At 68.4% G+C, this 26,535-nt stretch carries 25 protein-coding genes and 1 tRNA gene; 10 read left to right on the top strand and 16 right to left on the bottom strand.

Annotated features, from left to right (window positions below; translation table 11 throughout):
• The first annotated feature begins 80 nt into the window (after positions 1-80).
• Genes hemB through AC1RTO_RS06730 form a run of 3 tightly spaced genes read left to right on the top strand, consistent with a single transcriptional unit; the run spans position 81 to position 3,807 of the window.
• Complete coding sequence (gene hemB / locus AC1RTO_RS06740) at positions 81-1,073, top strand: porphobilinogen synthase (RefSeq protein ID WP_493160069.1); 993 nt, start codon at positions 81-83, stop codon at positions 1,071-1,073.
• Positions 1,070-1,606 carry a GNAT family N-acetyltransferase gene (locus AC1RTO_RS06735; protein WP_493160068.1) on the top strand — a complete coding sequence of 179 codons (537 nt, stop codon included), beginning with the start codon at positions 1,070-1,072 and terminating at the stop codon, positions 1,604-1,606. Before hemB ends, AC1RTO_RS06735 begins: the two co-directional genes overlap by 4 nt.
• Positions 1,603-3,807, top strand: coding sequence for a hypothetical protein (locus AC1RTO_RS06730; protein ID WP_493160067.1), 2,205 nt, complete (start codon positions 1,603-1,605; stop codon positions 3,805-3,807). The genes AC1RTO_RS06735 and AC1RTO_RS06730 overlap by 4 nt, the downstream gene beginning before the upstream one ends.
• Here AC1RTO_RS06730 and AC1RTO_RS06725 read toward each other — a convergent pair.
• Positions 3,804-4,301, bottom strand: a complete 498-nt coding sequence (locus AC1RTO_RS06725; protein ID WP_493160066.1) for a hypothetical protein — start codon at positions 4,299-4,301, stop codon at positions 3,804-3,806. The genes AC1RTO_RS06730 and AC1RTO_RS06725 overlap by 4 nt on opposite strands.
• 83 nt (positions 4,302-4,384) lie before the next feature.
• On the opposite strand from AC1RTO_RS06725, the gene AC1RTO_RS06720 reads away from it, so the two are divergent.
• Positions 4,385-4,461: transfer RNA gene (locus AC1RTO_RS06720), tRNA-Arg, on the top strand.
• A gap of 132 nt (positions 4,462-4,593) precedes the next feature.
• Positions 4,594-5,586 carry a bile acid:sodium symporter family protein gene (locus AC1RTO_RS06715; RefSeq protein ID WP_493160065.1) on the top strand — a complete coding sequence of 331 codons (993 nt, stop codon included), beginning with the start codon at positions 4,594-4,596 and terminating at the stop codon, positions 5,584-5,586.
• Here AC1RTO_RS06715 and AC1RTO_RS06710 read toward each other — a convergent pair.
• The 10 genes from AC1RTO_RS06710 to AC1RTO_RS06665 form a co-directional block, all read right to left on the bottom strand.
• Positions 5,576-6,340 (bottom strand): 3'(2'),5'-bisphosphate nucleotidase CysQ, encoded by a 765-nt coding sequence (locus AC1RTO_RS06710; protein ID WP_493160064.1) that lies wholly within the window; start codon positions 6,338-6,340, stop codon positions 5,576-5,578. The two genes, AC1RTO_RS06715 and AC1RTO_RS06710, sit on opposite strands and share 11 nt — an antisense overlap.
• A complete protein-coding gene (cysN, locus tag AC1RTO_RS06705) occupies positions 6,322-8,235 on the bottom strand; it encodes a sulfate adenylyltransferase subunit CysN (RefSeq protein ID WP_493160063.1) in 1,914 nt (637 codons plus the stop codon). Before cysN ends, AC1RTO_RS06710 begins: the two co-directional genes overlap by 19 nt.
• A complete protein-coding gene (cysD, locus tag AC1RTO_RS06700; RefSeq protein ID WP_293875441.1) occupies positions 8,235-9,134 on the bottom strand; it encodes a sulfate adenylyltransferase subunit CysD in 900 nt (299 codons plus the stop codon). The genes cysN and cysD overlap by 1 nt, the downstream gene beginning before the upstream one ends.
• Before the next feature lie 58 nt (positions 9,135-9,192).
• Positions 9,193-9,411 carry a hypothetical protein gene (locus tag AC1RTO_RS06695; protein WP_293875439.1) on the bottom strand — a complete coding sequence of 73 codons (219 nt, stop codon included), beginning with the start codon at positions 9,409-9,411 and terminating at the stop codon, positions 9,193-9,195.
• 53 nt (positions 9,412-9,464) lie between these two features.
• A complete protein-coding gene (locus tag AC1RTO_RS06690; RefSeq protein WP_493160351.1) occupies positions 9,465-10,727 on the bottom strand; it encodes an N-succinylarginine dihydrolase in 1,263 nt (420 codons plus the stop codon).
• A 5-nt stretch (positions 10,728-10,732) separates the two neighbouring features.
• Positions 10,733-11,749: an arginine N-succinyltransferase gene (locus tag AC1RTO_RS06685; RefSeq protein WP_493160062.1), complete on the bottom strand. Its 1,017-nt coding sequence runs from the start codon at positions 11,747-11,749 to the stop codon at positions 10,733-10,735.
• Positions 11,746-12,954, bottom strand: coding sequence for a hydrolase (locus AC1RTO_RS06680; protein ID WP_493160061.1), 1,209 nt, complete (start codon positions 12,952-12,954; stop codon positions 11,746-11,748). The genes AC1RTO_RS06685 and AC1RTO_RS06680 overlap by 4 nt, the downstream gene beginning before the upstream one ends.
• A 124-nt stretch (positions 12,955-13,078) precedes the next feature.
• A complete protein-coding gene (locus tag AC1RTO_RS06675) occupies positions 13,079-14,005 on the bottom strand; it encodes a DUF481 domain-containing protein (RefSeq protein WP_493160060.1) in 927 nt (308 codons plus the stop codon).
• Between the two features lie 47 nt (positions 14,006-14,052).
• Entirely contained in the window at positions 14,053-14,538 is a 486-nt protein-coding gene (locus AC1RTO_RS06670; protein WP_493160059.1) for an RNA pyrophosphohydrolase, read from the bottom strand.
• A complete protein-coding gene (locus tag AC1RTO_RS06665) occupies positions 14,535-15,515 on the bottom strand; it encodes an alpha/beta hydrolase (protein ID WP_493160058.1) in 981 nt (326 codons plus the stop codon). The genes AC1RTO_RS06670 and AC1RTO_RS06665 overlap by 4 nt, the downstream gene beginning before the upstream one ends.
• Before the next feature lie 57 nt (positions 15,516-15,572).
• On the opposite strand from AC1RTO_RS06665, the gene AC1RTO_RS06660 reads away from it, so the two are divergent.
• Together AC1RTO_RS06660 and AC1RTO_RS06655 are read left to right on the top strand one after the other, a co-directional pair.
• Positions 15,573-16,478: a histone deacetylase family protein gene (locus tag AC1RTO_RS06660; protein ID WP_493160057.1), complete on the top strand. Its 906-nt coding sequence runs from the start codon at positions 15,573-15,575 to the stop codon at positions 16,476-16,478.
• A gap of 57 nt (positions 16,479-16,535) precedes the next feature.
• On the top strand, positions 16,536-17,726 hold the full coding sequence (locus AC1RTO_RS06655; protein ID WP_493160056.1) for a class I SAM-dependent methyltransferase: 1,191 nt from the start codon (positions 16,536-16,538) through the stop codon (positions 17,724-17,726).
• Positions 17,727-17,744: 18 nt separating this feature from the next.
• On the opposite strand, the gene AC1RTO_RS06650 is transcribed toward AC1RTO_RS06655, so the two are convergent.
• Together AC1RTO_RS06650 and purF are read right to left on the bottom strand one after the other, a co-directional pair.
• The gene (locus AC1RTO_RS06650) at positions 17,745-18,452 is read right to left on the bottom strand and encodes an SDR family NAD(P)-dependent oxidoreductase (RefSeq protein ID WP_493160055.1); all 708 of its coding nucleotides are present in this window, start codon (positions 18,450-18,452) and stop codon (positions 17,745-17,747) included.
• Positions 18,453-18,462: 10 nt separating this feature from the next.
• Entirely contained in the window at positions 18,463-19,920 is a 1,458-nt protein-coding gene (gene purF / locus AC1RTO_RS06645) for an amidophosphoribosyltransferase (RefSeq protein ID WP_493160054.1), read from the bottom strand.
• Positions 19,921-20,050: 130 nt separating this feature from the next.
• Between purF and AC1RTO_RS06640 the strand changes: the two genes are divergently transcribed.
• Positions 20,051-20,302 (top strand): DUF7218 family protein, encoded by a 252-nt coding sequence (locus tag AC1RTO_RS06640; protein WP_493160053.1) that lies wholly within the window; start codon positions 20,051-20,053, stop codon positions 20,300-20,302.
• A gap of 93 nt (positions 20,303-20,395) precedes the next feature.
• Here AC1RTO_RS06640 and AC1RTO_RS06635 read toward each other — a convergent pair whose 3' ends face one another.
• From AC1RTO_RS06635 to AC1RTO_RS06625, 3 genes are read right to left on the bottom strand one after another with little or no spacing between them, the layout of a single operon-like run.
• On the bottom strand, positions 20,396-21,682 hold the full coding sequence (locus AC1RTO_RS06635; protein ID WP_493160052.1) for a cell wall hydrolase: 1,287 nt from the start codon (positions 21,680-21,682) through the stop codon (positions 20,396-20,398).
• Complete coding sequence (cysK, locus tag AC1RTO_RS06630; protein ID WP_493160051.1) at positions 21,679-22,599, bottom strand: cysteine synthase A; 921 nt, start codon at positions 22,597-22,599, stop codon at positions 21,679-21,681. Before cysK ends, AC1RTO_RS06635 begins: the two co-directional genes overlap by 4 nt.
• Positions 22,596-23,870: an MFS transporter gene (locus AC1RTO_RS06625; protein ID WP_493160050.1), complete on the bottom strand. Its 1,275-nt coding sequence runs from the start codon at positions 23,868-23,870 to the stop codon at positions 22,596-22,598. Before AC1RTO_RS06625 ends, cysK begins: the two co-directional genes overlap by 4 nt.
• Positions 23,871-24,069: 199 nt before the next feature.
• On the opposite strand from AC1RTO_RS06625, the gene pdhA reads away from it, so the two are divergent.
• Positions 24,070-25,110: a pyruvate dehydrogenase (acetyl-transferring) E1 component subunit alpha gene (gene pdhA, locus AC1RTO_RS06620; protein WP_493160350.1), complete on the top strand. Its 1,041-nt coding sequence runs from the start codon at positions 24,070-24,072 to the stop codon at positions 25,108-25,110.
• A 1-nt stretch (position 25,111) separates the two neighbouring features.
• Positions 25,112-26,521 (top strand): pyruvate dehydrogenase complex E1 component subunit beta, encoded by a 1,410-nt coding sequence (locus AC1RTO_RS06615; protein ID WP_493160049.1) that lies wholly within the window; start codon positions 25,112-25,114, stop codon positions 26,519-26,521.
• Positions 26,522-26,535: the final 14 nt, after the last annotated feature.

Here is a 26,535-nt window from a genome sequence, read left to right as displayed (position 1 = left end):
CGATCGGTTACGCCTGCGCAACGCTTGGCAAGTGCGCTGCGATCCCTCAAAGCCGCCGCACATCTACAAGTGGATACGTCATGACCGCTGCCTATCCCGCGCTGCGCCTGCGCCGCACCCGTGCCTCCGCGTGGAGCCGCCGGATGCATGCCGAAACCGTGCTGACGCCGGCCGACCTGATCTGGCCGCTGTTCATCGTCGAGGGCGAGGGCGTCGAACAACCGATCGCCAGCCTGCCCGGCGTATCGCGCTGGTCGGTCGACCAGATCGTCGCCCGGGCCAGGGAGGCGCGCGACCTCGGCATCCCGTGCATCGCGCTATTCCCGTACACGCCGGCGCATCTCAAGACCGAGGACGGACGCGAGGCGCTCAATCCCGACAATCTGATGTGCCGGGCGACGCGCGCGATCAAGGATGCGGTGCCGGAGGTCGGCGTGCTGACCGACGTCGCGCTCGATCCCTATACCAGCCATGGCCATGACGGTCTGGTCGATGCGGCGGGCTATGTCGTTAACGACACGACCGCGGACCTGTTGATCCATCAGGCAGTCAACCAGGCGCGGGCGGGTGCCGACGTGATCGCGCCGTCCGACATGATGGACGGCCGCATCGGCATGATCCGCGCCGCGCTGGAAGGCGAGGGCGCGCATAACGTCCAGATCATGAGCTATGCGGCGAAGTATGCCAGTGGTTTCTACGGCCCGTTCCGCGACGCGGTCGGCAGCCGCGGGCTGCTCAAGGGCGACAAGAAGACCTATCAGATGGACGCCGCCAACGCCGAGGAAGCGTTGCGCGAGGTCGCTCTCGATCTGGCCGAGGGCGCGGACAGCGTCATGGTCAAGCCGGGGCTGCCCTATCTCGACATCATCGTGCGGGTGAAGCAGCAATTCGCGGTGCCGGTGTTCGCCTATCAGGTGTCCGGCGAGTATGCGATGCTGGAGGCGTCGGTCGCAGCGGGCGCCGGCGAGCGCGACGCGCTGGTGCTCGAAACGCTGATGGCGTTCAAACGCGCCGGCTGTTCGGGCGTGCTCACCTATCATGCGGCGCACGCGGCGCGGCTGCTTAACGCATGATCGCGACGGCGCGCCTGACCCTGCGGCCGTGGCGCGACTCCGATCGCACGCCGTTCGCCGAAATCAATCGTGATCCGGCAGTGACGCGGTGGCTTGGCGGCCCGAAGGACGCTGCGGACAGCGATGCGATGGTCGATCGCCAGCGGGCGATGCAGGCCGATCGGGGGCATTGTTTCTGGGCGGTCGAACGCCGCGACGACAGCCGGTTGATCGGCTTCTGCGGCCTGCGGATCGGCGGTCATTCCGGCACGCCGGTGCGTGACGAGCTGGAGATCGGCTGGCGTTTCGCAGCGGATTGCTGGGGGCAGGGCCATGCCCGCGAGGCGGCGGAGGCGAGCATCGCCTGGGGGTTTGCCAACACGGATCGTGCCCGGATCGTCGCCTGGACCGTTCCCGGCAACGCGCCGTCCTGGGGCCTGATGTTGCGGCTGGGCATGACCCCGCGGCCGGAGCTTGATTTCGATCACCCGCAATTCGCCAGCGGTCATCCGCTCTGCCGTCACGTCGTCTATGCGATCGACCGGGCCGGATGAGCGCGATGGTTTCAACCCGCGCCTACCGGATCACGTTCGTCGGCACGATCCTGACGGGATCGTTCCTGCTGTTCCTCGTTCAGCCGATGGTCGCGCGGATGGCGTTGCCGCGGCTGGGCGGGGCGCCGGCGGTGTGGAATTCGGCGATGCTGGTCTACCAGACGCTGCTGCTCGGCGGTTACGCCTATGCCCATGCGCTGGCGCGGATACGGCCGTGGGTGCAGGCGGCGGTGCATCTCGGCGTGCTGCTGCTCGGCGTGATCTGGTTACCGATCGGGCTCACCCTCGGCGACGGGCCGGCGGCGGTGACCCCGGCGCTGTGGGTTCCGTGGCTGCTCGGCGCGTCGATCGGGCCGCTGTTCTTCGCGGTGTCCGCGCAGGCGCCGCTGGTGCAACGATGGTTCAGCATCGCCAGCCGCGGCGGCGACCCCTATGCGCTCTATGCCGCATCCAACCTGGGCAGTTTCGGCGGGCTGATCGCCTATCCCTTGCTGGTCGAACCGCTGCTGCCGCTGCGCCAGCAGAGCTGGCTGTGGACCGGCGGCTATGTCCTGCTGATCGCGCTGGTCGCGCTGTGTGCGCTCCGCCTGCCCCGCGCCGCGACCGGCGAAACCGCGCGGCCGACCAGCGTGCCGGCGACGCGCGCCCGGGTATTGCACTGGATCGTGCTCGCGCTGGTGCCGTCGGGGCTGATGCTGGCAACGTCGACCTATATCACCACCGATATCGTCGCGATGCCGCTGCTGTGGGTGCTGCCGCTCGGCCTGTATCTGCTCAGCTTCACCATCGCCTTCGCCGCCAATCGCGAGATCGCCGACCTGCTGACGCGGATCGCGCCGATCACCATCCTGCTGTTCGGCGGGATCATGATCGGCGGCGTCAGCCAGATGCCGCTCGCCAACCTCGGCATCGCGCTCATCCTGCTCTTCATGGTCTCGGTCGCCCTGCACACGCGGATGTACCGGTTGCGGCCCGATCCCGACCGGCTGACCGGATTCTATCTGGCGATGGCGTTCGGCGGTGCGCTGGGCGGGGTGTTCGCCGGACTGGTCGCGCCGGTGGTGTTCGACTGGACCTATGAATATCCGATCCTGATCTTCGCAGCCGGGCTGCTGGTGCCGCAGGTCTATCTGACCGCCGGTATACGCCGTCTGTGGATGACGCCGTCGCGGCGGCGGATCGCGCAGGGCGTGATCGTCGCGGTGCTGCTGCTGTTCGCAGGGCTCACCTTCCGGGGGCCGCCGGAAATGTTCGGCGACGGTCATCAGGGGCTGACCTTCATCGCCATCGCGGCGATCGGGATCGTCTCGGTCGGCGCGCGCTGGACCTATGCGCTGATCCTCGCGGTGACGCTGGTGATCTTCGGCGGCTGGCGTGCGGTCGAGCTGTCGCTGGAGACGGGTGCGCGGACGCGGAGCTATTTCGGCGTCTACACCATTCGCGACCGTACCGGCGTGCGTGAGCTCGATCATGGCACCACCGTCCACGGTATCCAGTTCACCGGCAATCCGGTGCTCGAACGGCTGCCGACCACCTATTATGCGCCACCGTCGGGCATCGGACAGGCGATGGGGGCGCTCGACCGGCTGTACGGCCGCGGCGCCCGGGTCGGCGTCGTCGGGCTGGGGACGGGGACGCTCGCCTGTTATGCGCAGCCGGGGCAGCGCTGGCGCTTCTACGAGATCGACCCGGCGGTGATCCGCATCGCGCGCGACACCGGCCAGTTCACCTATCTCAGGAACTGCCTGCCCGATCCGGTCATCCGGATCGGCGACGCCCGCCTCAGTATCGAGCGCGATGCACCGGCGAGCCTCGATCTGCTGGCGCTTGACGCCTTTTCCTCCGATGCGATCCCGATGCACCTGATGACGCGGGAGGCGTTCGCGGCCTATGCGCGGGTGCTGCAGCCGCGCGGGCTGCTGCTCGTCCATATCTCCAACCGCTTCCTCGATCTGGAGCCGGTGGTGGCGGCGCTTGCCGCGGATGGCGGGTGGCATGCCGCGAAGCTCTATTACCAGCCGCCGAAGTATACAGCGGTCGCCTCCGCGAGCCAGTGGATCGCGGTATCGCGCGATCCGGCGACGCTTGCGGCCTTGACGGCAGGTGACCCGCAATGGGCGCCGCTGACCCGTCGGGCGGGGCTGACGGCGTGGACCGACGATTATTCGACGATCCTGCCGCTGCTGAAGTGGAAACCCTAGGCGGCGGGAAGCGCGGCGTGCAGCCGGTCGATCGTCGTGCCTTGCCGCTGCGCCTCGGCGGCGATCCGGTCGTGCAGGGCGGCGAGCGACGGATAGGCGGGCAGCAGCCGGGCGGCGCGGTCGCTGGCGATCTGGTCGGCGTCGGTCAGCAGCGACGAGGTCTGCGCCCGCCAGTCGTCGAGCTGCGCGAGCGCGGTCTGCGCATCGAGCCATGCATCGCTGCCGACCGGCTTGCCGCGCGCGCGTGCACCGGCCGCCTCCGCCTTGGCGGCATCGGCCGCGAATCCCCTGGTCGTGCCGTCCAGCGACCGGCCGAGCGCGACGATCCGTGCGTCGAGCGCCGGATCGGGCTTGGCTTCGACGATCGGCACCTCGGGTTCGGCGAAGCCCAGTTGCTCGACCGCGCGCGGGGCGAGCGAGGGATAGGCCGTCGTGTCGCGCGTGCACCCGGCGAGCGAGAGGGCGACGAGGGCGAGGGGCGCGGCGGTTTTCATGAATATGCGTCTATGGGAGCCAAGAAAATGACGCAACGCACTTGCGCCTTCCCAAGCGTCTGCTATCAGCGCGCCTCCGATGTGCGCCCGTAGCTCAGCTGGATAGAGCATCAGACTACGAATCTGAGGGTCGGACGTTCGAATCGTTCCGGGCGCACCAGGAATTCCCCCGCTTCAAGCCTTTCGCTTGGCGGGGGTTTTCGTATCCGGCGTACGCGGCGCGCAAGCGGTCCGACGGTTTTTGCACGGGCGACGGGGTGGCATCGCCGGGCCGGCACGTTAGACCGTCGGCATGATCCGCCGCATCCTCTCCGTCTTCGAACCCTTCATCCTGATGCTGCTCGGCACGGTGCTGCTCGCCAGCCTGTTGCCGGCGCGCGGGCAATGGGCGGTCATCGCCGGCTATGCCGCCGACATCGGCATCGTGCTGCTGTTCTTTCTCCACGGCGCCAAGCTGTCGCGCGCGGCGATTTGGGAGGGGGCGCGCAACTGGCGGCTGCATGCGGCGGTGTTCGCCACGACCTTCATCGTCTTTCCGCTGCTCGGCATCGCCTTTTCCAACATGCCGGGGCTGGCCGGGCCGGTCGCGTCGGGGCTGCTGTTTCTGACGCTGCTGCCGTCGACGGTGCAATCCTCGATCGCCTTTACCGCCATCGCCCGCGGCAACGTCGCCGCCGCCGTGTGCAGCGCATCCTTCTCGAACCTCATCGGTATCATCCTCACCCCCGCCCTCGTCGCGCTGCTGATGCACGGTATCGGCGGGCAGGGGGGCGGCATCTCGCTGTCGGCGGTCGAATCGATCGTGCTGCAACTGCTGGTGCCGTTCGTCGCAGGACATCTGCTGCGGCCGTGGATCGGCGGTTTCGTGGCGCGGCAGAAGACCTTGCTGACCTTCGTCGATCGCGGTTCGATCCTGCTCGTCGTCTATACCGCCTTCGGTGCGGCGGTGGTCGAGGGCCTGTGGACACGGGTATCGGGGCTGGACCTCGCGCTGATCGCGATCGTCTGCATCCTGTTGCTCGGCATCGTGCTGGCGGTGACGTGGTTTGCCGGGCGCGCGCTCGGCTTCACCCGCGAGGATGCGATCGTGCTGCTGTTCTGCGGGTCGAAGAAGAGCCTCGCCTCGGGCGTGCCGATGGCGGGCGTGCTGTTCCCGGCAGCGCAAGTCGGCGCGGTGCTGTTGCCGGTGATGCTGTTCCACCAGATCCAGCTGATCGCCTGTGCGGTGATCGCCCGCCGTTACGCCGATGCGGCGAGCGTCGCCGAGGGCGAGGCTATCGCGTAGCGGCGATCGCGGCGAGGACCTGTTCCGCCAGTTCCGGGCGGCAGATCAGCAGGTCGGGCAGCAGCGGGTTGGCGCAATTGTAGACGAGCGGGCTGCCGTCGATCCGCGAGGCGTGAAGGCCGGCGGCGAGCGCCACCGCGGCCGGCGCGCAATTGTCCCATTCATACTGGCCGCCGTCGTGGAGGTAGATGTCGGCGCGGCCGTCGACCACCGCCATCGCCTTGACCCCCGCCGATCCCATGCCGACCCGCGTCGTCGCCAGCGCCACGCCGACGCGCTCGACCATGTCGGTCGCGCGGGTGCGGCTGACCACCATCCGCGGCGGCATCGCGCAGGCGCGCGCACCGCAGGCGGCATCGGCCGTCGTGTAGATCCGCCCCGTCGTCGGCACCGCGACCGCGCCCACCGCCGGCCGGCCGTCGATCGCCAGCCCGATGTGGACCGCCCAGTCGTCCAGCCCCTCGGCATAGTCGCGCGTGCCGTCGAGCGGATCGACGATCCAGACCCGTTGTGCCGCGCAGCGAGCGGTGTCGTCGATCGATTCCTCGGACAGGATGAAATCGTCCGGCCGGGCGGCGCGCAGGCGGTCGAGGATCAGCGCGTTCGCCTCGCGGTCGCCGGCGTCGCCCAGTGCCTTGCCCTGTTCGGTGCCGCGGTCGCGGATCGCGAGCAGCAGCGCACCGGCTTCCTGTGCGACGCCACGCGCCAGATCGACGTCGCTCTGCTCAAGGGCGGTCACAGTTCGAAACTCCATACGCCGAGCACATGCTCGACGATCCGTTCCGCCGCAGCTTCGGCGGTTTCGGAACGCGTGTCGATGCGGATCTCGGGACGCTCGGGCGCTTCGTACGGACTGGAGATGCCGGTGAAATGCGCGATCTGGCCGGCCCGTGCCTTGGCATACAGGCCCTTCACGTCGCGCGCCTCCGCCGCCTCGATCGGCGTATCGACGAAGATCTCGACGAATTCGCCCGCGGGCATCAGGCCGCGGACCATGTCGCGCTCGGCACGGAACGGCGAGATGAAGGCGGTCAGCACGATCAACCCGGCATCGGTCATCAGCCGCGCGACCTCGCCGACGCGGCGGATATTCTCGATCCGGTCGGCGTCGCTGAAGCCCAGGTCCCGGTTGAGGCCGTGACGCACATTGTCGCCATCGAGCAGGAAGCTGTGGCGGCCGAGCGCATGCAGCTTCTTTTCGACCAGATTGGCAATCGTCGACTTGCCCGAGCCCGACAGACCCGTGAACCAGAGCAGGCGGGGCGACTGGCCCTTCTGCCGCGCATGCGCCTCGCGCGTGATGTCGACCGACTGCCAGTGGACGTTCTGCGCGCGCCGCAGCGCGTGGTGGATCATGCCCGCCGCGACGGTGGCGTTGGTTTCGCGGTCGATCAGGATGAAGCCGCCGAGTTCGTGGCTGTCGGCATAAGGCGCGAACACGAGCGGCGCGTCGGTATAGACCTCCGCCACGCCGATGTCGTTGAGCGCCAATGTCTTGGCGGACAAATGCGCCTGCGTGTTGACGTCGACGACATGGCTTGGCGGCTGCACGGTCGCGCCGACCGTGCGCGTGCCGAGCTTCAGCCAATAGCCGCGGCCCGGCACCAGCGCCGTGTCGGCGAGCCAGACGATCGTCGCCTCGAACTGATTGGCGGCTTCGGGCGGGGCATCGGCGGCCGCGATCACATCGCCGCGCGAACAATCGACCTCGTCGGCAAGCACCAATGTCACCGCCTCGCCCGCCACGGCGCCGTCGCGGTCGCCGTCCAGCGTGACGATCCGCGCGACCGTCGTCGTCTTGCCCGACGGGACGATACGCACCGTATCGCCGACGCTAACCTGCCCACCGGCGATCGTGCCGGCGAAGCCGCGGAAATCGAGGTCGGGCCGGTTGACCCATTGCACCGGCAGCCGGAACGGCCCCGCCGCGGCGCGATCGGTATCGACCGGGATCGTCTCCAGATGCGGCAGCAGCGCCGGACCGTCATACCAGGGCATCGCGTCCGACCGCGTCGTGACGTTCGCGCCGCTCAGGCCCGATAGCGGGATGGCGGTGAAGGCGGCGATACCGATGCTGGCGGCGAACTCGGCATAATCGGCGACGATCGCATCGAACTTTGCCTGGTCGTGGCCGACCAGATCCATCTTGTTTACCGCCAGCACGATCTGGCGGATGCCGATCAGGTGCGCGAGAAACGAATGGCGCCGCGTCTGCGTCAGCACGCCCTTGCGTGCGTCGATCAGGATCACCGCGCAGTCGGCGGTCGAGGCGCCGGTAATCATGTTGCGGGTATATTGTTCGTGGCCGGGGGTGTCGGCGACGATGAACTTGCGCCGGTCGGTCGCAAAGAAGCGATAGGCGACGTCGATCGTGATGCCCTGTTCGCGTTCGGCGGCAAGGCCGTCGACCAGCAGGGCAAAGTCGATATTCTGCCCCTGCGTCCCGACGCGGCGGCTGTCGGCCTCCAGCGCAGCGAGCTGGTCCTCGAAGATCGTCTTGGAGTCGTACAGCAGGCGGCCGATCAGCGTCGACTTGCCGTCGTCCACCGACCCGCAGGTGATGAAGCGCAGCATCGTCTTGTGCGCATGCGTGTCGAGATAGGCGTGGATGTCCTCGGCGATCAGCGCATCGGGGGTATAGGCGGTCATCAGAAATACCCCTCGCGCTTCTTCTTCTCCATGCTCGCCGCCTGATCGTGATCGATCGCACGGCCCTGCCGCTCGCTGGTGGTGGTCAGCAGCATCTCCTGGATGATCGCGGGTAGCGTCGCCGCCTCGCTCTCGACCGCGCCGGTGAGCGGATAGCAGCCGAGCGTGCGGAAGCGGATCGAGCGTTCGACCGGCACCTCGCCCGGATGAAGGCGGAAGCGGTCGTCGTCGACCATCAGCAGCATGCCGTCGCGCTCGACCGTCGGCCGCGGCGCGGCGAAATAGAGCGGGACGATCTCGATCCCCTCGGCAAGGATATATTGCCAGATGTCGAGTTCGGTCCAGTTGGAGATGGGAAAGACGCGGATGCTCTCGCCGCGGTGGATGCGGGCGTTGTAGAGATTCCACAATTCAGGGCGCTGCGCCTTGGGGTCCCAGCTCTGACTTGCCGAGCGGAACGAGAAGATGCGCTCCTTCGCCCGGCTCTTCTCTTCGTCGCGGCGGGCACCGCCGAAGGCGACGTCATAGCCGCCCGCCTTCAGCGCCTGCTTCAACCCCTCGGTCTTCCACAGGTCGGTATGGCGGCCACCATGGTCGAACGGGTTGATGCCCGCGGCCACCGCGTCCGGATTCTTGTGGACGATCAGGTCCATCCCGGCATCCGCCGCCGCCTTGTCGCGCAGGTCGTACATCGCGCGGAATTTCCACGTCGTATCGACATGGAGCAGCGGGAAGGGCGGTCTGGCCGGAAAGAAAGCCTTCTTGGCAAGGTGCAGCATCACCGCCGAATCCTTGCCGACGGAATAGAGCATCACCGGGCGTTCCGCCTCGGCGACGACTTCGCGCAGAATGTGAATGCTCTCGGCCTCGAGCCGCTGCAAATGGGTAAGCCCGGTCATGACGTTGCAGATAAGGGCCCCGACGGGGGATGCGACGAACTTATCCTTGGGGGCGCTTCTAGTCTTCCTGCCGCCGCTCTACCGCGTCGAGCAGGACGCCGCCGACCATGAACACCGCGACCGGGCAGCAGGCGAACAGCAGCCAGCCGCCGACGCCGGGATATTGCTGCAGATAATGCACGCCGCGTTCCACCGCGCCGAGGCCGAGGCCGTAGATGATGAGGAAGGCCTCGAACTTGGTCTTGATGGTGAAGAGGCGCTTGATCCGGGTCCACATGCCAAACGGTTAAGCAAGCCGCGGACCAATGGCGGAAAACCGTCGTTTGCGGGTTAGCGGACGTGGTTAATCGTCAGGTAATCCGACAGGTCGAGCGCGTCGAGCAGCCGGGCATGCGCCGTCTCGATGGCCCGGACCAGCGCCGGATCGCCGAGCTCGGCCGGATCGATCGTCTCGGGCCACCATTGCCGCACCACCGCGCCGATCGCATCGAGCCGTGCCGCGTCGACGAGAAAGCGCGGATCGATCGTCGCGGGGTCGGCGACGACGCGCAGACGCAGGCAGGCGGGGCCGCCGCCGTTCGCCATCGACTGGGTGACGTCGACCGTTTCGACCCGGCGTATCGGCCCGTTGCCGGCAAGGTGCCGTTGCAGCCAGCCCCAGACCGCGGCGTTGGCGCGCGCTTCGGTGGGAACGATCAGCGTCGGTCCGGCCGCGGTCGACACCAGTTGCGCGTTGAACAGATAGGAGGCGATGGCATCGGCGAGGCTGACTGCGCTCGCCGGCACCTCGACGATCTCGACCTCGGGCAGCAGCCGGGTGAGGTCGTCGTAAAATCCTGCCTTGTCGGCAAAGGCCTGTTCATGCGCGAACAGCACGCGTTCGTTGGCGACCGCGACGACGTCGTTGTGGAACGCCCCCGCGGCGATGGCGTCCGCGGATTGCTCGACGAACAGGGTGCGGGCCGGATCGAGCCGATGGGCGCGGGCGATCGCCGCGCTGGCCTGGGGATGCTGGCGGGCGGGAAACGGCCCGCCGGGGAGGGTATAGACGAACACCTCCACCCCCGCGGCATCGTGCGAGGCGGCGAGCCGCATATGGTTGGCCGCCCCCTCGTCGCCGAACGGCGCGGGCACCGGGCCATGGACCGCGAAGGCGTCGTCGGCGAAGGCGGTGCGCAATTGCGCGAGCGTCTCCGGCCATTCGTGGCTGCGGTGCGGCATCGTCATCAGATTGGCGACCGACAGATGGCAGCGCCCGTCCGCGGTATCCGGCGCGGGCGAGACGGTCGCGGCATTCGCCGCCCACATCGCCGAGGCCGACATCGCCTGCGCCTGCAACAGCGGCGACGCCCCGGCATGTGTCGTGGCGAGCGCCGCCAGCCAGCGATGGTCGGGCCGGCGGTGCGGCAATAGGATGCCCTGCACCAGCCCGAGCGCCAGATTGGCGCGCATCTTGTCCAGACCCTGCAGCGCCGCAGCGCGCGGCTGCGACACCAGGCCGGCATGCGCGGTCGCCGCCAGATTGCCCGCCGACAGACCGGCATAATTATGGCTCGGCCCGACGATCCCGTCGAAGTTGATCTCGGTCAGCATCGCGGTCACCAGCGCGGGACGTGGAGGACAACGTCGTCCTCCGTCACCGCCAGCGTGTCCGCGCAGCCGCGCGACAGGACGATGCCGTCACCCACCTCGCGCACCAGTCCGAAGGCGCAGCGGAACGCACCCAGCCGGCCCACCGCGACCAGCGATTCGCTGCCGCCATCGCTGTCGATCGCCACGATCGACTGCTCGCGCGCCTCGGTGATCGACCGCACCTGATCGGTGCGTGCGGTCATCGTCGGGCCGCCATCGAAGATGTCGACGTAATTCTCGTAATGGAACCCCTCGTTCTCCAGCATCCGCATCGCCGCGCGGCCGCTGGGGTGGGGCAGGCCGATCGCGGACCGTGCCGCCTCGGACAGCATCGCGGTATAGATCGGGTGCTTGGGCATCAGGTCGGCGATGAACTGGTGACCGTTGGTCGCATTGAACTGGTCCGCGTCCTGGAAATTCATCCCGAAGAAGCGCCCGGCGAGGCCGTCCCAGAACGGCGATCCGCCCGCCTCGTCAATAATCCCGCGCAATTCGGCGAGGATACGGTCGGCGAAGCGTGCGCGGTGCGCGCGAATGAACAGGTAGCGGCTGCGCGCCAGCAACAGGCCGAGCCCGCCGGCACGCTCGCCGGGATGCAGGAACAGCCCACCGACCTCGCACGCCCCTTCCAGATCGGTGGTCAGCGCCAGCATCTCGGCGCGGAACGTGCGCGCCAGTTCCCTGCTGTGCTGGGTCAGCGTGCCGAGACGATAGGAATAGAAGGGATGCTGCTGGCCGACCTGCGTGAACAGCTGGCAGGTGCCGCGCACCTCGCCGGTGGCGGCGTTCTCCAGCATCAGCACGAACAGTTCGTCCGTCACCGGCCCGTCGGATCGTGCGAAGGCGGCGCCGCTGCGGTCGAGCTTGGCGCCGAGCGCCTTGCGATCGGGCGGGAGATTGGTGAAGCCACCGCCGGTCAGCTTCGCCATTTCGTAGAGGTGCTGGAGGTCGCCGGCACGGGCGGCCCTGATCCGGAAAGTCATGGCCGTCCTTTGGCTGCGATGCGGCTGATGGTGAGCGCCGACAGCGCGGCGCGTTCGGCAAGGCTGGCGACGATCATATATTCGTCGGGCGAATGGATCGCGCCGCCGCGTACCCCCATCGTGTCGACCACCGGGACGCCCGCGGCGGCGATATTGTTGCCGTCGCAGACCCCGCCGGTCGCGCGCCAGCCGATGGTGAGGCCAAGGTCGGCACCCGCATCGGCGACCAGCCCGAACAATCGCTCCGCGCCGGCGTCGATCGGCTTGGGCGGGCGGTTGAAGCCGCCATGCACGGTGATGGCGACGTCGTGCGCGGCGCCGATCGCGGCGACGGCGTCGTCGATCGCCGCGCGCGCCTGTGCGATCGCGGCTGCGGCGACGGGGCGGAAGTTGATGCGCAGGATCGCCAGATCGGGCACGACATTGTTGGGGCCGCCGCCGTCGATCCGCGCCGGATTGACCGCAAGTTCCGGGCCGCGCGCGTCGGCGAGCCGTACCGCCAGCGCTGCGGCGGCGACGATCGCGTTGCGGCCGTCGTCGGGGTTGCGCCCGGCATGCGCGCTGCGGCCGCGCACGAGAATCGAGAAATTGCCGGTGCCGCCGCGCGCGCCCGCCAGCGTCCCGTCGGCGAGCGCGGGTTCGTAGGTGAGCGCCGCTACCTTGCCCGCCGCGGCGCGTCCGAGCAGCGCGGCGGACGACAGCGAACCGGTCTCCTCGTCGGCGTTGATGACGACCTCATACCCCAGTTGCGCGGCGGCCGGCGACGCCTCGATCGCGGTCAGTGCCGCCAGCATCACGGCGAGGCCGCCCTTCATGTCGGCGGTGCCGGGTCCGTTGATCGTGCCGTCGTCGCGGACGGTCAGCGTCTGGAACGGGTGATCGACGGGGTAGACCGTGTCCATATGGCCGGTGAACAGCATCTGCACCGGTGCCTGCGGCCGCACCGACAGATGCAGATGGCGGCCATGCTCCAGCGTCGCGACGCTCCCGTCCGCGCCCATCGCCTGCACCGGCTCCGCCTCGACCAGCGCGATCGTGCCGGGCAGGGGGGAGAAGGCGTCGCCGAGCAGGGTCGCCATCCGCGCGACGCCGGCAAGGTTGCGCGTGCCGCTGTTCACCGCCGCCCAGCGCTCGACCTGATGCAGCATCACCGCCTGGTCGATCTGGTCGACCAGCGCGCGTTCGTTGTCGGGCAATCCTCTCATTGCGCCGATGCTAGACGAAGCGGCGGGCGGGGGGAACCGTCGGTCCCCAGGGCAGATCGACATTCAGATGATCACGTGCCGAAACCGCCGTTTGCAGGCCGTCAGCGCTGAATGTCGATCGGCCCTAGAAGCTGTAGACCAGCGAGGCACGACTGGTGGTGTCGGTCGACACCGATCCCGCCGGCGGCATGCTTTCATACTGGACGTTGTAGGACAGCGCCGCGGAGAGCGGGCCGATCAGCTTGGCGTTGACCGCGGTGGTGCCGCTGAGCGTCGAGTTCGAGCTTTGCACATAGGCCGCGGCATTCTGCGTCACCGACAGGCCGGGCAGCAGCTTCCAGTTGAACGCCAGCGTGCCGCGTGCGGCGACGTTGCTCTGTTCGGTCTGGTCGGTGAACGCGGTCTGGCGGAAGGCGGGGCCGAGTTCGACGTCGAGGCGGATCGCCGGCGACTTGATCGCGCTATAGCCGACCCCCGCCGATGCCGAATAACGATTGAAATAACCGAGAAACCGGTCCGCCTCATATTGCGCGGCGCCATAGACGTAGAGGCGGTCGTCGATCTTGTAATTGGGTTCGTAGCTGGCAAGGTAATGTTCGCGCGTCGTGATATTGGCGTTTTCCTGATAATCCGCCTGCGCGTGGAATTTGTGGCGCCATTGGAGCCCCTCGCGCGTCAGGTCGAGCACCGCCGAGCCGCCCTTGCTGTCGGTATTGCCGGTGGTGATGTAGCCGCCCAGTTCGGCGCGACCGCTCCACAGGTCGAACATGCTCGCCTGCCGGATCGTCGTCTGCCGCGCCTGCGCCCGGTCGTTGCGCCATTTCTGTGCGATGGCGAGCACCGCGTCGGCGCTCGCCGGGTCCGCGAGGCGCGCGTATTTCACCACCACCGAGACATCGCCGTCGTTGCCGCTGTCGATCGCCGCGTCCAGCATCGAGCGGATCGCCGCGGGGATCGGCACGCGGCTCTCGTCGGGCGCATCGTCGGCGGCAGCGGCAACGGACGGGAACGAGGCCAGCAGGGCGGCGATCAGGGGGAGGAGAGCACGCACGCCCGTGGCTCTACCGCCTGCGTTTGCTCAGGAAACCCCAAAACGCCTCAGGTCGTTTCGTCTGCGGCGAGATGAGGCGCGAATGCGGCGAGCACGTCCTCGTACAGGGCACGCTTGAACGGCACGATCATCGCCGGCAGGTCGGCCGGATCGCTCCACCGCCACGCGCGGAACTCCTGGTGCGCAGTCGCGATATCGACGTCGCTGTCCTCGCCGAGGAAGCGGAACAGGAACCAGCGCTGGCGCTGGCCGCGCCATCTGCCCTTCCACACCTTGCCGATCATATCCTCGGGCAGGTCGTAGAACAGCTCGTCGGGGGCCTCGGCGATCAGGGCGACATGATCGGGCGCGACGCCGGTTTCCTCACCCAGCTCGCGGATGGCGGCGGTATAGGCGTCCTCGCCGGGATCGATCCCGCCCTGCGGCATCTGCCAGGCCTCCAGCGTCGAATCGATCCGCTGGCCGACGAACACCTGACCCGCGCGATTGACCAGCATGACGCCCGCGCAGGGGCGATAGGGCAGGTCGCTCATGCCCCCGCCGCCTGCGCCATGACCCGCGCACCCTCCGCCTCGCCGATCGCATCCTTCAGCGCCGCGAGATAGCCGGCGACGTCGCCCGCACTGGACGGGATCGCCTTGCGCAGCGTGACGAAGCCGTGAACGTTGCCGATCGCCTCGCGGAAGGTGACGGGGACGCCGGCCTGCACCAGCGCGGCGGCATAGGCGCGGCCCTGGTCGCGGATCGGATCGAGGCTGGCGGTGACGATCACCGCGGGCGGCAGCCCCTCCAGCCGGCCGATCAGCGGCGATCCGCGGCTGTTCGCCACGTCGGCGGCATAGGCGTCCGAGAACCACAGCATCGTGTCGCGGGTGAGCAGGAAGCCATCGGCGAATTCGTCGAACGAGGGATAGGGCTTCGACGTGTCGGCGGCGGGATAGATCGGTGCCTGCACGATCACCGGCACCGCGGCGGGCCGGTCGCGCAGGTCCATCGCCGCGACGATCGTCAGCGTGCCGCCGGCGCTGTCGCCGCACAGCACCAGCCCGGTGACGCTGCGGCCGAGGTCTGCCGGGCTGTCCGCCACCCAGCGCGCCGCCGCCTCGCAATCGTCCGGCGCCGCGGGCCAGCGATCCTCCGGGGCGAGCCGATAGTCGACCGAGACGACGGGCAGGTCGAGCACGCGCGCCATCTCCGCGCAGAGGCTCGCATGCGTGTCGATATTGCCGATGACGAAGCCGCCGCCGTGATAGAAGACCATCGCGGGCCCCGGCTCGCGGCGCTCGCGCGCGTCGAACAGGCGGGCGGGGATCGCGCCGGCGGGGCCGGGGATCGACAGGTCGCGGATCACCGCCAGATCGCCCACCGGCACATCGGCGACGTCCTTCATGGCGGTGAACACCTGCCGCGCCGCCTCCGGCGTCATCTGGTGCGTGCGCGGTCCGGGCATCGCATTGAGATAATCGAGGAATCCGCGGACGTCGGGGCGGACGTAGGGCGTATCGGTCATGCGGTTCTCTCTCCAGTGGCGCTTGGGTGGCGCCGGTTGCGACCCTAATTAGGTGGCGTGATCGCGATCGTCCATCATCCCGCCTATGTCGCGCCCGCTCCGGCGCGCTCCACCTACCGCTGGAACAAGAACGGCCTGATCCGCGACCTGCTGCGCGCGCAGGGCGATCGGGTGGCGTGGCATACACCCGAGCCGATGCCGGCGGCGTGGCTGGAGGCGGTGCACGACGCCGATTACGTCGCCGAGGTGCTGGAGGCGCGCGTGCCTGCGCCCAAGACGCGGCGGATCGGCTTTCCGGTGACGCCGGAGGTGGCGGCGCGGGCGCAGGCGGTGCCGGGCGGCACGTGGCTGGCGGCGCGACTGGCGCTGGAGCATGGCTTCGCCGCGAACACCGCGGGGGGCAGCCACCATGCGCTCAGCGATACCGGCGCGGGCTATTGCGTGTTCAACGACCTTGCCGTCGCCGCGGTGCGACTGATCGAGGAGGGCAGCGTCGACCGACTGGTGGTGGTGGATTGCGACGTGCATCAGGGCGACGGCACCGCCGCTTTGCTCGCCGGCCGACCGGGGATCGCGACCTATTCGATCCATGCCGAAAAGAACTTCCCGGCGCGCAAGGCCCGCTCGACACTGGACGTGCCGCTGGCGGACGGGCTGGGCGACGATGCCTATTGCGCGATGCTGGCCGAGACGCTGGCGCCGTTCCTCGCCGAGCACCGGCCGCAGCTGATCCTGTATCAGGCGGGGGTCGATCCCTTTGCCGGCGACCGGCTCGGCCGGCTGTCGCTGACCCTCGACGGGCTCGCCCGGCGCGAGCGGCTGATCGCGCGGCTGGCCGCGGGGGTGCCGCTCGCGAGCACGGTCGGCGGCGGCTATGGCGACGACGCGCTGGAGATCGCGCACCGCCACGTCGCCGCGATCCTGACGCTGGGCGAAGCGTTCGCCGACGCACGGGCGCGCTGACCCGGGCGCGCTTGGCCCTTTCCCATTCCGCCAAGCTGCGGCATGAGCGCGCCCGACATGCCCCGGGACACAGTACAGCAACGCGCGCTCGCCCCCGTCTTCCACCGTTTCCTCGACCGGATCGATGCCGGACTGGCGACTGGGGGGATCGAGGCGCGCCTGCCCGACGGCACGCACCGGCTGCTCGGCGGGCGCAAGCCCGGGCCGGTGCCGATCGTCACGCTGCATCGCTGGCGCGCCTTGGTCCGGCTGGCGACCGGCGGGTCGGTTGGCTGGTATCGCGCCTGGGCCGACGGCGACTGGTCGAGTCCCGATCCCGTGCCGCTGTTCGACCTGTTCATGCGCAACCGCGTCGCGCTCGCCGGGACCGCGCGGGCGGGCGGGCTGTCGAAGCTGCTGCTGCGCGGCTGGCATGCGCTGCGCCGCAACGACCGCGACGGATCGCGCCGCAACATCGCCGAGCATTACGACCTGGGCAACGATTTCTACCGCGCATGGCTGGACCCCAGCCTGACCTATTCGAGCGGGATCTTCGAGACCGGCGATACGCTCGCCACGGCGCAGGCGCGCAAGCTCGCCGCGGTCCTCGACCGGACCGGGACGGCGCCGGGTGAAACGATCCTGGAGATCGGCTGCGGCTGGGGATCGTTCGCCGCCGCGGCGTCGGCGGGGGGACGCAACGTCCACGCACTGACGCTGTCGACCGAGCAGAAGGCGGCGGTCGACGCCATGGCGCTGCGCGGCGTCACGGTGGCGCTGACCGATTATCGCGACGTCGCCGGAACCTTCGATGCGATCGCGAGCATCGAGATGGTCGAGGCGGTCGGCCAGGCCTATTGGCCGGTCTATTGTGACACGCTGGCGCGGCTGCTGAAGCCAGGCGGCCGTGCCGCGATCCAGTATATCAGCATCGCCGACGACGTGTTCGAACGCTATGCGCAGGGCGTCGACTTCATCCAGCGCTACGTCTTCCCGGGCGGCATGCTGCTGTCCGAAAGCCGGTTCCGCAGCCTGTGCGAGGCGCGCGGGCTGGCGTGGACCGACCATCACAGCTTCGGCCTCGATTATGCGCAGACGCTGCGCCACTGGCGCGAGCGGTTCGACAATGCCGACAAGGCCGGGCAATTGCCCGTGCGGCTGGATGCGCGGTTCCGCGATCTGTGGCGCTATTACCTGATGTATTGCGAAGGGGGTTTCCGCGGTCGCGGCATCGACGTCGCGCAGGTGACGTTGGTCCGGCAGGGCTGAGCCGCCGGACCCGGATCGTCAGCCCACCCGCTCGCGATGCCCGGCGCTGAACCCGGCGATCGCCAGCGCGACGATCCGCTCCGCCACCGTCTCGGGCGGCTTGACCGATGCCGGATCCTCGCCCGGATAGGCGCGGGCGCGCATCTTGGTCCGGGTCGCGCCCGGATCGAGGATCGCGGTGCGGATGCCGCTGATGTCGCTCGTCTCGTCGCCATAGGCGCCGAGGATCGTCTCGAACGCCGCCTTGGAGGCGCCATAGGCACCCCAATAGGCGCGCGCGTTGCGGCCGACGCTGGAGGTGACTCCGATCACCTTCCCCGCCGGGGCCTTGCGCAGCATCGCGTCGAACGCCTGGATCATCGCGACCTGCGCGCTGACGTTGAGCGTCAGCACCTGCGCCAGCTCCTTGGGATCGATCGCGGGCACCGCGGCGAGGCTGCCGAGCATGCCGGCGTTGAGCACCAGCACGTCGAGCGCCTGCCAGCGTTCGCCGACCGCCGAGGCCAGCCGCGCGATGCTGTCCGTCTGCGTCATGTCGAGCGGCGCGATCGTCGCCGATCCGCCGGCATCGAAGATCGTCTCCTCGACCGCCTCCAGATCCTTTGCGGTGCGGGCGGTGAGCACGACATGCGCGCCCGCCGCGCCCAGAGCGATGGCGGTGGCGGCGCCGATGCCGCGGCTCGCGCCGGTCACCAGCGCGAGTTGGTTTGCAAGTGGCTTGGTCATCGGTGGTGCGTCAGTTGACCCGCTCGGCGAGCATCGCGAACTGGTCGACGGTGACGCTGTCGTCCTGGTCGGTCAGCGAGGTCGGATAGTCGCCGGTGAAGCAGGCGTCGCAATATTTCGGGCGGATGTCCGCGCGCTTCGCCTCGCCCAGCGCCTTGTAGAGGCCGTCGATCGAGACGAACGACAGGCTGTCGGCGTGGATGAAGTCGGTCATGCCGCCGACGTCGTGCTTGGCGGCGAGCAGCTTGGCGCGTTCGGGCGTGTCGACGCCGTAGAAGCAGCTGTGCCGGGTCGGCGGGCTGGCGATGCGCATATGCACCTCCGCCGCGCCGGCATCGCGCATCATCTGCACGATCTTGAGGCTGGTGGTGCCGCGCACGATCGAATCGTCGACCAGCACGACCCGCTTGCCCTTGATGAGCGCGCGATTGGCATTGTGCTTCAGCTTGACGCCCAGATGGCGGACCTTGTCGCCCGGCTGGATGAAGGTGCGGCCGACGTAATGCGAGCGGATGATGCCGAGTTCGAACGGAATGCCCGATTGCTGGGCGTAGCCGATCGCGGCGGGGACGCCCGAATCGGGCACCGGGATGACGAGGTCCGCCTCGACCGGCGATTCGATCGCGAGCTGCGCGCCGATCTCCTTGCGGACGGTATAGACCGACTGGTCGCCCGCGATCGAATCGGGGCGGCTGAAATAGACCCATTCGAAGATGCACGGCCGCGGCGCCATCGGCGCGAACGGGCGAATCGAGCGGACCTCCCCGTTCTGGACGATGACCAGCTCGCCCGGTTCGACCTGCCGTTCGAAGGTCGCGCCGCAGACGTCGAGCGCGACGGTTTCGGAGGCGAAGATCACCGCGCCGTCCAGCTTGCCCATCACCAGCGGCCGGATGCCGAGCGGATCGCGGCAGGCGATCATGCCCTCGGGCGTCATCACGACGAGGCTGTAGGCGCCCTCGATCTGCTTCAGCGCATCGATGAAACGGTCGAGCAGCGTGCGGTAGTTGGACGTCGCGACGAGGTGGATGATCGTTTCCGTATCGCTGGTCGACTGGAAGATCGAACCGCGCCGGATCAGCTCGCGACGCAGCTTCATTGCGTTGGAAATGTTGCCGTTATGCGCGACCGCGAAGCCGCCGCTGGCCAGTTCGGCATAGAGCGGCTGGACGTTGCGCAGCGCGGTTTCGCCGGTGGTCGAATAGCGGACGTGGCCGACCGCCGATTCGCCGGGCAGCGCGCGGATCACGTCGTCGCGGTCGAAATTGCCGGCGACATGGCCCATCGCGCGATGGGTGTGGAAATGATGGCCGTCGAAGCTGCTGATGCCGGCGGCCTCCTGCCCCCGGTGCTGCAGGGCGTGCAGGCCGAGCGCGACGAGGGCCGCAGCGCTGTCGCTGCCGGATACGCCGAACACGCCGCACTCCTCGTGCAGTTTGTCGTCGTCGAAGGGATGTGTGGTCAGCATGGTGGCGGGGGCTCACTTCGTGCGGGTGGCCATATAGAAACGCATTCCGCGTTTGTCGCCTGCTTGTAACACGGAAAAATCGAACCGTTCCGCGATTGCCGCGTTCTGGGCGCCCACGAGGAGAGATCGCATGGCGAAGGATCACGGCGCGCAGATCAAGGACGACGGGCTCTGCGACGAATTGCGAAAGCAGGGGGCATCGAAGCAAAAGGCGGCGCGGATCGCCAATGCCAAGGCGAACGGCTCGCTCGACCATCGCGGCGACCGGCTGGAGGAGCGGACCAAGGCCGACCTGTTGAAGGAGGCGCGCGACATCGGGATCGCGGGGCGCTCGACGATGGACAAGGCGGCGCTGGCGAAGGCGATCCGCGGGCATCGGTGACGGTCCGTCACTGCGTCATCGATAGGCTTGAACCACTTCGGGCCTCCCTCTCCTTTCGGGGGGAGGGGGAGGCCCGTTGCACGGTGACGATGCCTATTTGGCCGGCGGGGTCGGTGCCGGAGCGGGGGCCTGCTCCGGCTTGCGCCGGACGCCGCCGAGCACCTCCGTGTCCCGTGCCGCGGGCGTCGCGGTCAGCAGCACCTGCTGCTTCATGCACTCGCGCCGGTCGACGCGCTTCGCCTGCGCACAATTCCACAGCATCTTGTCGATCCCCGCATCGCGGTCGCGATAATAGCTGAAGGTCATCGTCGCGACCTGTTCGGGGGAGAGCGGCAGGCTGGTCGGGGTCGCCGCGGCATCGGACCAGGCGGAGAATTTGCAGACCTTGCGCGACGCGCAGGCATGGGTGGCGATCAGCGGATAGATGCCGGGCAGCGCGTTGGCGGGCAGGGTGACGAGCAGGCTGTCGGGGTCCGCCGCGCCGCCGGTGACCGGTGCCGCCTCGGGCGGGGCAGGCTCCCCGTCGAGCAGGCCGAGCGCGGCCGATGCCTCGAACAGTGCCGCATCGGCATCCGCCATCGCGACCGCGGTCTTGTGCGCGTCCGACAGCGGCGCAAGCTGCGCGATCACCGGCTCGGACGAGCTGACCGTGCGGTTGAATGCGGGCGGGGTGCCCCACCAGCCGGTCCAGCGAAAGAACAGATGGCTGTGCACCGCGACCACCTTGTCGAGGCTCGCCTGCCAATAGGGCACGACCCAGTCGGTATGGTAATGCGTCGCATAGCCGACCGGCCGGTAGACCGAGCCGTTGAGCGCCAGCGTCGCGACGTCGCGGGCGCGGCGCCATGCGTCGCCGGTGGGCGTCCAGCGGGTCAGCGCATGGTCGCAGCTGAAGCTGAACTGGCAGCCGGTGCTGCGTTCCTCGCCCTCGAAGATCACGCCGCAGACGGTCTTGGGAAAGGCGGGGTGGCGCAGCCGGTTGAGCACGACCTGCGCGACCGCGCGTTCGCCCTCGCTGTCGTCGCCGGCCTCGTACAACACGCCCGCCGCCATGCAGTCGAGCGCGCGGGCGCGATCCTCCTCGCTCCCCGCGAAGCGGAACGGCCGCGCCGGCGGGTTGGGCAATGTCGAGAACGGCACGCCGGCGTTGAACGCCTTGGCATCCTCCGGCGACAGGTCGACGAATTCCACCGGCTCGACCGGCGGCAGCTCGGCCGCCGGCACGACGCGGCGCGGCAGGACGAGGCGCTTGTGCGCCGGGACGGGCATCGCGGGCGGATGGGTGACGATCAGCGCCGGAACGGCGACCGCTATCGCAGCGGTCGCCGTCAGCACGGCACGCAGCCACGTCGGGCTGCGCGCTTCGGGGGTGATGCTCACTGTTCGGGCAGGAAGTCCGGGACCGACAGATAGCGTTCGCCGGTGTCGTAGTTGAAGCCGAGCACGCGGACGCCATCGGGCAAATCGGGCAGCTTCTGCAGGATCGCCGCCAGCGTCGCGCCGGACGAGATGCCGACGAGCATGCCCTCTTCCGCTGCGGAACGGCGCGCCATGTCCTTGGCGACCGCGGCGTCGACCTCGATCACGCCGTCGAGCGCCTGGGTATGCAGGTTGCGCGGGATGAAGCCGGCGCCGATGCCCTGGATCGGGTGCGGGCCGGGCTGGCCGCCGGCGATGACGGGCGATGCGGCGGGTTCGACCGCGAACACCTTGAGATCCGGCCAGTGCCTTTTCAGCGCCTCGGCGACGCCGGTGATATGGCCGCCGGTGCCGACGCCGGTGATGATGACGTCGATCGGCGTGTCGCGGAAGTCGTTGAGGATTTCCTGCGCGGTCGTACGGACGTGCACGTCGATGTTCGCGCCATTCTCGAACTGCTGCGGCATCCATGCGCCGGGCGTCTGGTGGACGAGCTCGAGCGCGCGTTCGATCGCGCCCTTCATGCCCTTCTCCCGCGGCGTCAGGTCGAAGGTCGCGCCATAGGCCAGCATCAGCCGGCGGCGCTCCAGCGACATCGATTCGGGCATGACGAGGACGAGCTTGTAGCCCTTCACCGCGGCGACCATCGCGAGGCCGACGCCGGTGTTGCCGCTGGTCGGCTCGATGATCGTGCCGCCGGGCTTGAGGTCGCCGTTCGCCTCCGCCGCCTCGATCATCGCCAGCGCGATGCGATCCTTGATCGAGCCGCCGGGGTTGGAGCGTTCGGATTTGATCCACACTTCGGAATCGGGAAACAGCTTGGACACGCGGACGTGCGGCGTGTTGCCGATCGTTTCCAGGATGGTTCTGGCCTTCATGGCTTGGCTTCTCCGTGTTGGGGTTCGACCTGTAACATGTCGGGGGGATCGAAGGTCCGCGCCCGTTTGAGCTCGGGGAACAGACGCGCCCATAGCAGGGTGACGCAGATCGCCGCCACGCCGCCGAACGCGACCGCGCCGACCGGGCCGAGCAGCGAGGCGAGCAGGCCGCTTTCCGCCTCGCCGAGCTCGTTCGAGGCCGAGATGGTCAGCTGCGACACCGCGCTGACCCGGCCGCGCATCGCGTCGGGGGTATGCAGCTGGATCAGCGACTGGCGGACGTAGACCGACACCATGTCCGCGCCACCCGCGACGATCAGCGCCGCGACGCTGAGCGGGAAGGAGGTCGACACGCCGAAGGTCAGGATCGCCAGCGCGAAGACGATCACCGCGACCAGCATCTTGACGCCGACGTTGGAATTCATCGGCCGGAACGAGAACCAGATCGCGGTCGTCGCGGCCCCGATGCCCATGCCGGCGGCGAGCAGCCCCAGCCCCTGCGCGCCGACATGCAGGATGTCGCGGGCGTAGATCGGCAGCAGCGCGGTCGCGCCCGCGAGCAGCACGACGAACAGGTCGAGCGTGATCGCCGCCAGCACCAGCCGGTTGTTGGCGACATACTGGAAGCCGTCGAGGATGCGGGCGAGCGGCCGGCGATCCTTCTGCGCCGGGGGCTGCGGCACCGGACCGATCGTGAACATCGTGACGAGCGCGAGGACGAACAGGCCGGTGATCGTGGCATAGGCGACGTCGGGGTGGATCGCGTAGAGCAGGCCGCCGACGCTCGGCCCGGCGATCGACCCGACCTGCCATGCGATCGAGGAGATCGCGATCGCGGTCGGCAGGCTCTCGCGCGGCACCAGATTGGGGGCGAGCGCCGAATAGGCGGGACCGGTGAAGGCGCGGGCGATGCCGATCAGCACCGCCGCCCCGAACAGGAACGGCAGCGAGAGGTCGCCCAGATAGGTCAGCACGCCCAGCATCGCCGCGACGATCCCGATCAGCGCCGTCGTGGCGCGCACGATCCAGCGTCGGTCGACGCTGTCCGCGACGAGGCCGGTGATCGGGGTGAGCAGGAACAGCGGCACGAACTGCGCCGCGCCGATCATGCCGAGCATGAAGGCGGATCCGCGCACGTCCATCGTCTCGCGCGCCAGGCCATAGACCTGCCAGCCGATGACGATGGCGAGCGCGGTCTGCGCGATCGTGCCGGACAGCCGCGACAGCCAGTAGCGGCGGAAGTTGGCGATACGGAACGGATGGGTGGCCATGTCGCGCGAAGCTTTGGCGCGGGAGCGGGGGAAGGGCAACATAGTTGGTCTATCCATCGCCGATGATCCGTGCGGTTCCGCCGCGGACGTGTCCCGCCCGGAAACGCTACGTCACAGCCAACGTGCGCCAGGGAATTGATGTTCTGGCGGAACCCGGCCTATAGGCTGCGTCACATCCCCAGGACCGTTGAGGTATTACGTGGCCAAATCGCCTGCTCCTCCCGCCGTACCGCTCAGCAATCGCGAGCGTCCCGCCGATCCCAAGCCGTTCGAGGCGAACAAGGAGCAGTTGCTCGACTTCTACAAGCACATGCTCCTGATCCGCCGTTTCGAGGAAAAGGCGGGCCAGTTGTACGGGCTCGGTTTCATCGGCGGCTTCTGCCACCTCTATATCGGTCAGGAAGCGGTCGCGGTCGGCCTGCAGTCGGCGCTGGACGGCGACAAGGATTCGGTCATCACCGGATATCGCGACCATGGCCACATGCTCGCCTATGGCATCGATCCCAAGGTCATCATGGCCGAACTGACCGGCCGGGCCGCAGGCATCAGCCGCGGCAAGGGCGGGTCGATGCACATGTTCTCGACCGAACATAAATTCTACGGCGGCCACGGCATCGTCGGCGCGCAGGTCAGCCTCGGTACCGGCCTCGCCTTCGGCCACAAGTACAGCAACGACGGCGGCGTCTGCCTCGCCTATTTCGGCGATGGCGCGGCCAACCAGGGCCAGGTCTACGAGAGCTTCAACATGGCGGAGCTGTGGAAGCTCCCGATCATCTTCGTGATCGAGAACAACCAGTATGCCATGGGCACCTCGGTCAATCGCGCCTCGGCCGAGGACCAGCTGTATCGCCGCGGCGAAAGCTTCCGTATCCCCGGCATCCAGGTCGACGGCATGGACGTGCTGGCGTGCCGCGGTGCCGCCGAGGAGGCGCTCGCCTGGGTCCGCGCCGGCAAGGGGCCGGTCATCCTCGAGATGAAGACCTATCGCTATCGCGGCCATTCCATGTCCGACCCCGCCAAGTACCGCAGCCGTGAGGAGGTGCAGGGGGTTCGCGACAAGTCCGACCCGATCGAGCACGTCAAGAAGCTGCTGGAAGCCGAGGGCGTCACCGAGGCCGACCTCAAGTCCATCGAACAGGAAATTCGCAAAACCGTGAACGAAGCCGCCGATTTCGCCGAAGGCACGCCCGAGCCAGACGAGGCCGAGCTGTATACCGACGTGCTGGTGGAGAGCTACTGAGATGGCGATCGAGATCAAGATGCCCGCGCTGTCCCCCACCATGGAGGAAGGCACGCTCGCCAAGTGGCTCGTGAAGGAAGGCGATACCGTCAAGTCCGGCGACATCATGGCCGAGATCGAGACGGACAAGGCGACGATGGAGTTCGAAGCCGTCGATGAAGGCATGATCGGCAAGATCGTCATCGCCGAGGGCACCGACAATGTGAAGGTCGGCGACGTCATCGCCGTGCTGCTCGAAGAGGGCGAAAGCGCCGATGCGGCGACCAAGGACGACAGTCCGAAGTCCGACGCCAAGGCGGACGAGCAGAAGCCCGCCGATGCGGTCGAGGATTCGGCGCATCCGGCGCAGGAGAAGGTCGAGACCGGCGCCCGCCAGCTGTTCGACGCCGCGAAGAACGACGGCGTCCAGGACCCGGCGATCCCCGAGGGCACCGAGATGGTGAAGACCACCGTCCGCGAAGCGCTGCGCGACGCGATGGCGGAAGAAATGCGAAAAGACGACCGAGTCTTCGTAATGGGCGAGGAGGTTGCGCAATACCAGGGCGCCTACAAAGTCACCCAGGCCCTGCTCGACGAGTTCGGCGACCGCCGCGTCATCGATACGCCGATCACCGAATATGGCTTTGCGGGCGTCGGCACCGGTGCGGCGATGGGCGGCCTGAAGCCGATCATTGAATTCATGACGTTCAACTTCGCCATGCAGGCGATCGACCACATCATCAATTCGGCGGCCAAGACCAACTATATGTCCGGTGGCCAGATGCGGTGCCCGATCGTGTTCCGCGGACCCAACGGCGCAGCGAGCCGCGTCGGCGCGCAGCACAGCCAGAACTATGCGCCGTGGTACGCATCCGTCCCCGGCTTGATCGTCATCGCGCCGTATGACGCGGCCGACGCCAAGGGCCTGCTGAAGGCGGCGATCCGGTCCGAGGATCCGGTCGTCTTCCTCGAGAACGAGCTGATGTACGGCCGGTCGTTCGAGGTGCCCAAGCTCGACGATTACGTCCTGCCGATCGGCAAGGCGCGGATCATGCGCGAGGGCAAGCACGTCACTTTGGTCAGCTATTCGATCGGCGTCGGCCTCGCGCTCGAAGCCGCCGAGACGCTGGCGGGCGAGGGCATCGAGGCGGAGGTGATCGATCTGCGCACGCTGCGTCCGCTCGACAAGCAGGCGGTGCTGAAGAGTCTGGCCAAGACCAACCGCCTCGTCGTGGTCGAGGAAGGTTGGCCGACCTGCTCGATCGCATCGGAAATCACCGCGATCGTGATGGAAGAGGGCTTCGACGACCTCGACGCACCGGTGCTGCGCGTCACCAACGAGGACGTGCCGCTGCCCTATGCGGCGAACCTGGAGAAGAAGGCGCTGATCGACGCCAAGAAGATCGTCGCGACGGTCAAGAAGATCGTCTGACCCTGCATGACCGG

It is taken from the genome of Sphingomonas sp. GW821-FHT10F09 (genome assembly GCF_058809195.1).
The sequence above is the reverse complement of the archived record's forward strand: the minus strand, read 5'-3'. Positions and strand labels throughout refer to the sequence as shown.

Excerpts from the sequence above, each read along its gene's own strand:
- AC1RTO_RS06640 (WP_493160053.1), top strand. The coding sequence starts at position 20,051 with ATGGCGAAGGATCACGGCGCGCAGATCAAGGACGACGGGCTCTGCGAC.
- AC1RTO_RS06715 (WP_493160065.1), top strand. The coding sequence starts at position 4,594 with ATGATCCGCCGCATCCTCTCCGTCTTCGAACCCTTCATCCTGATGCTG.
- AC1RTO_RS06690 (WP_493160351.1), bottom strand. The coding sequence starts at position 10,727 with ATGCTGACCGAGATCAACTTCGACGGGATCGTCGGGCCGAGCCATAAT.
- AC1RTO_RS06615 (WP_493160049.1), top strand. The coding sequence starts at position 25,112 with ATGGCGATCGAGATCAAGATGCCCGCGCTGTCCCCCACCATGGAGGAA.
- cysN (WP_493160063.1), bottom strand. The coding sequence starts at position 8,235 with ATGACCGCCTATACCCCCGATGCGCTGATCGCCGAGGACATCCACGCC.
- AC1RTO_RS06655 (WP_493160056.1), top strand. The coding sequence starts at position 16,536 with ATGCCCCGGGACACAGTACAGCAACGCGCGCTCGCCCCCGTCTTCCAC.
- AC1RTO_RS06710 (WP_493160064.1), bottom strand. The coding sequence starts at position 6,340 with ATGGAGTTTCGAACTGTGACCGCCCTTGAGCAGAGCGACGTCGATCTG.
- AC1RTO_RS06665 (WP_493160058.1), bottom strand. The coding sequence starts at position 15,515 with ATGACCGATACGCCCTACGTCCGCCCCGACGTCCGCGGATTCCTCGAT.
- cysK (WP_493160051.1), bottom strand. The coding sequence starts at position 22,599 with ATGAAGGCCAGAACCATCCTGGAAACGATCGGCAACACGCCGCACGTC.
- AC1RTO_RS06680 (WP_493160061.1), bottom strand. The coding sequence starts at position 12,954 with ATGAGAGGATTGCCCGACAACGAACGCGCGCTGGTCGACCAGATCGAC.
- AC1RTO_RS06725 (WP_493160066.1), bottom strand. The coding sequence starts at position 4,301 with ATGAAAACCGCCGCGCCCCTCGCCCTCGTCGCCCTCTCGCTCGCCGGG.
- hemB (WP_493160069.1), top strand. The coding sequence starts at position 81 with ATGACCGCTGCCTATCCCGCGCTGCGCCTGCGCCGCACCCGTGCCTCC.
- AC1RTO_RS06650 (WP_493160055.1), bottom strand. The coding sequence starts at position 18,452 with ATGACCAAGCCACTTGCAAACCAACTCGCGCTGGTGACCGGCGCGAGC.
- cysD (WP_293875441.1), bottom strand. The coding sequence starts at position 9,134 with ATGACCGGGCTTACCCATTTGCAGCGGCTCGAGGCCGAGAGCATTCAC.
- AC1RTO_RS06735 (WP_493160068.1), top strand. The coding sequence starts at position 1,070 with ATGATCGCGACGGCGCGCCTGACCCTGCGGCCGTGGCGCGACTCCGAT.
- AC1RTO_RS06685 (WP_493160062.1), bottom strand. The coding sequence starts at position 11,749 with ATGACTTTCCGGATCAGGGCCGCCCGTGCCGGCGACCTCCAGCACCTC.
- AC1RTO_RS06695 (WP_293875439.1), bottom strand. The coding sequence starts at position 9,411 with ATGTGGACCCGGATCAAGCGCCTCTTCACCATCAAGACCAAGTTCGAG.
- AC1RTO_RS06730 (WP_493160067.1), top strand. The coding sequence starts at position 1,603 with ATGAGCGCGATGGTTTCAACCCGCGCCTACCGGATCACGTTCGTCGGC.
- AC1RTO_RS06670 (WP_493160059.1), bottom strand. The coding sequence starts at position 14,538 with ATGAGCGACCTGCCCTATCGCCCCTGCGCGGGCGTCATGCTGGTCAAT.
- AC1RTO_RS06625 (WP_493160050.1), bottom strand. The coding sequence starts at position 23,870 with ATGGCCACCCATCCGTTCCGTATCGCCAACTTCCGCCGCTACTGGCTG.
- purF (WP_493160054.1), bottom strand. The coding sequence starts at position 19,920 with ATGCTGACCACACATCCCTTCGACGACGACAAACTGCACGAGGAGTGC.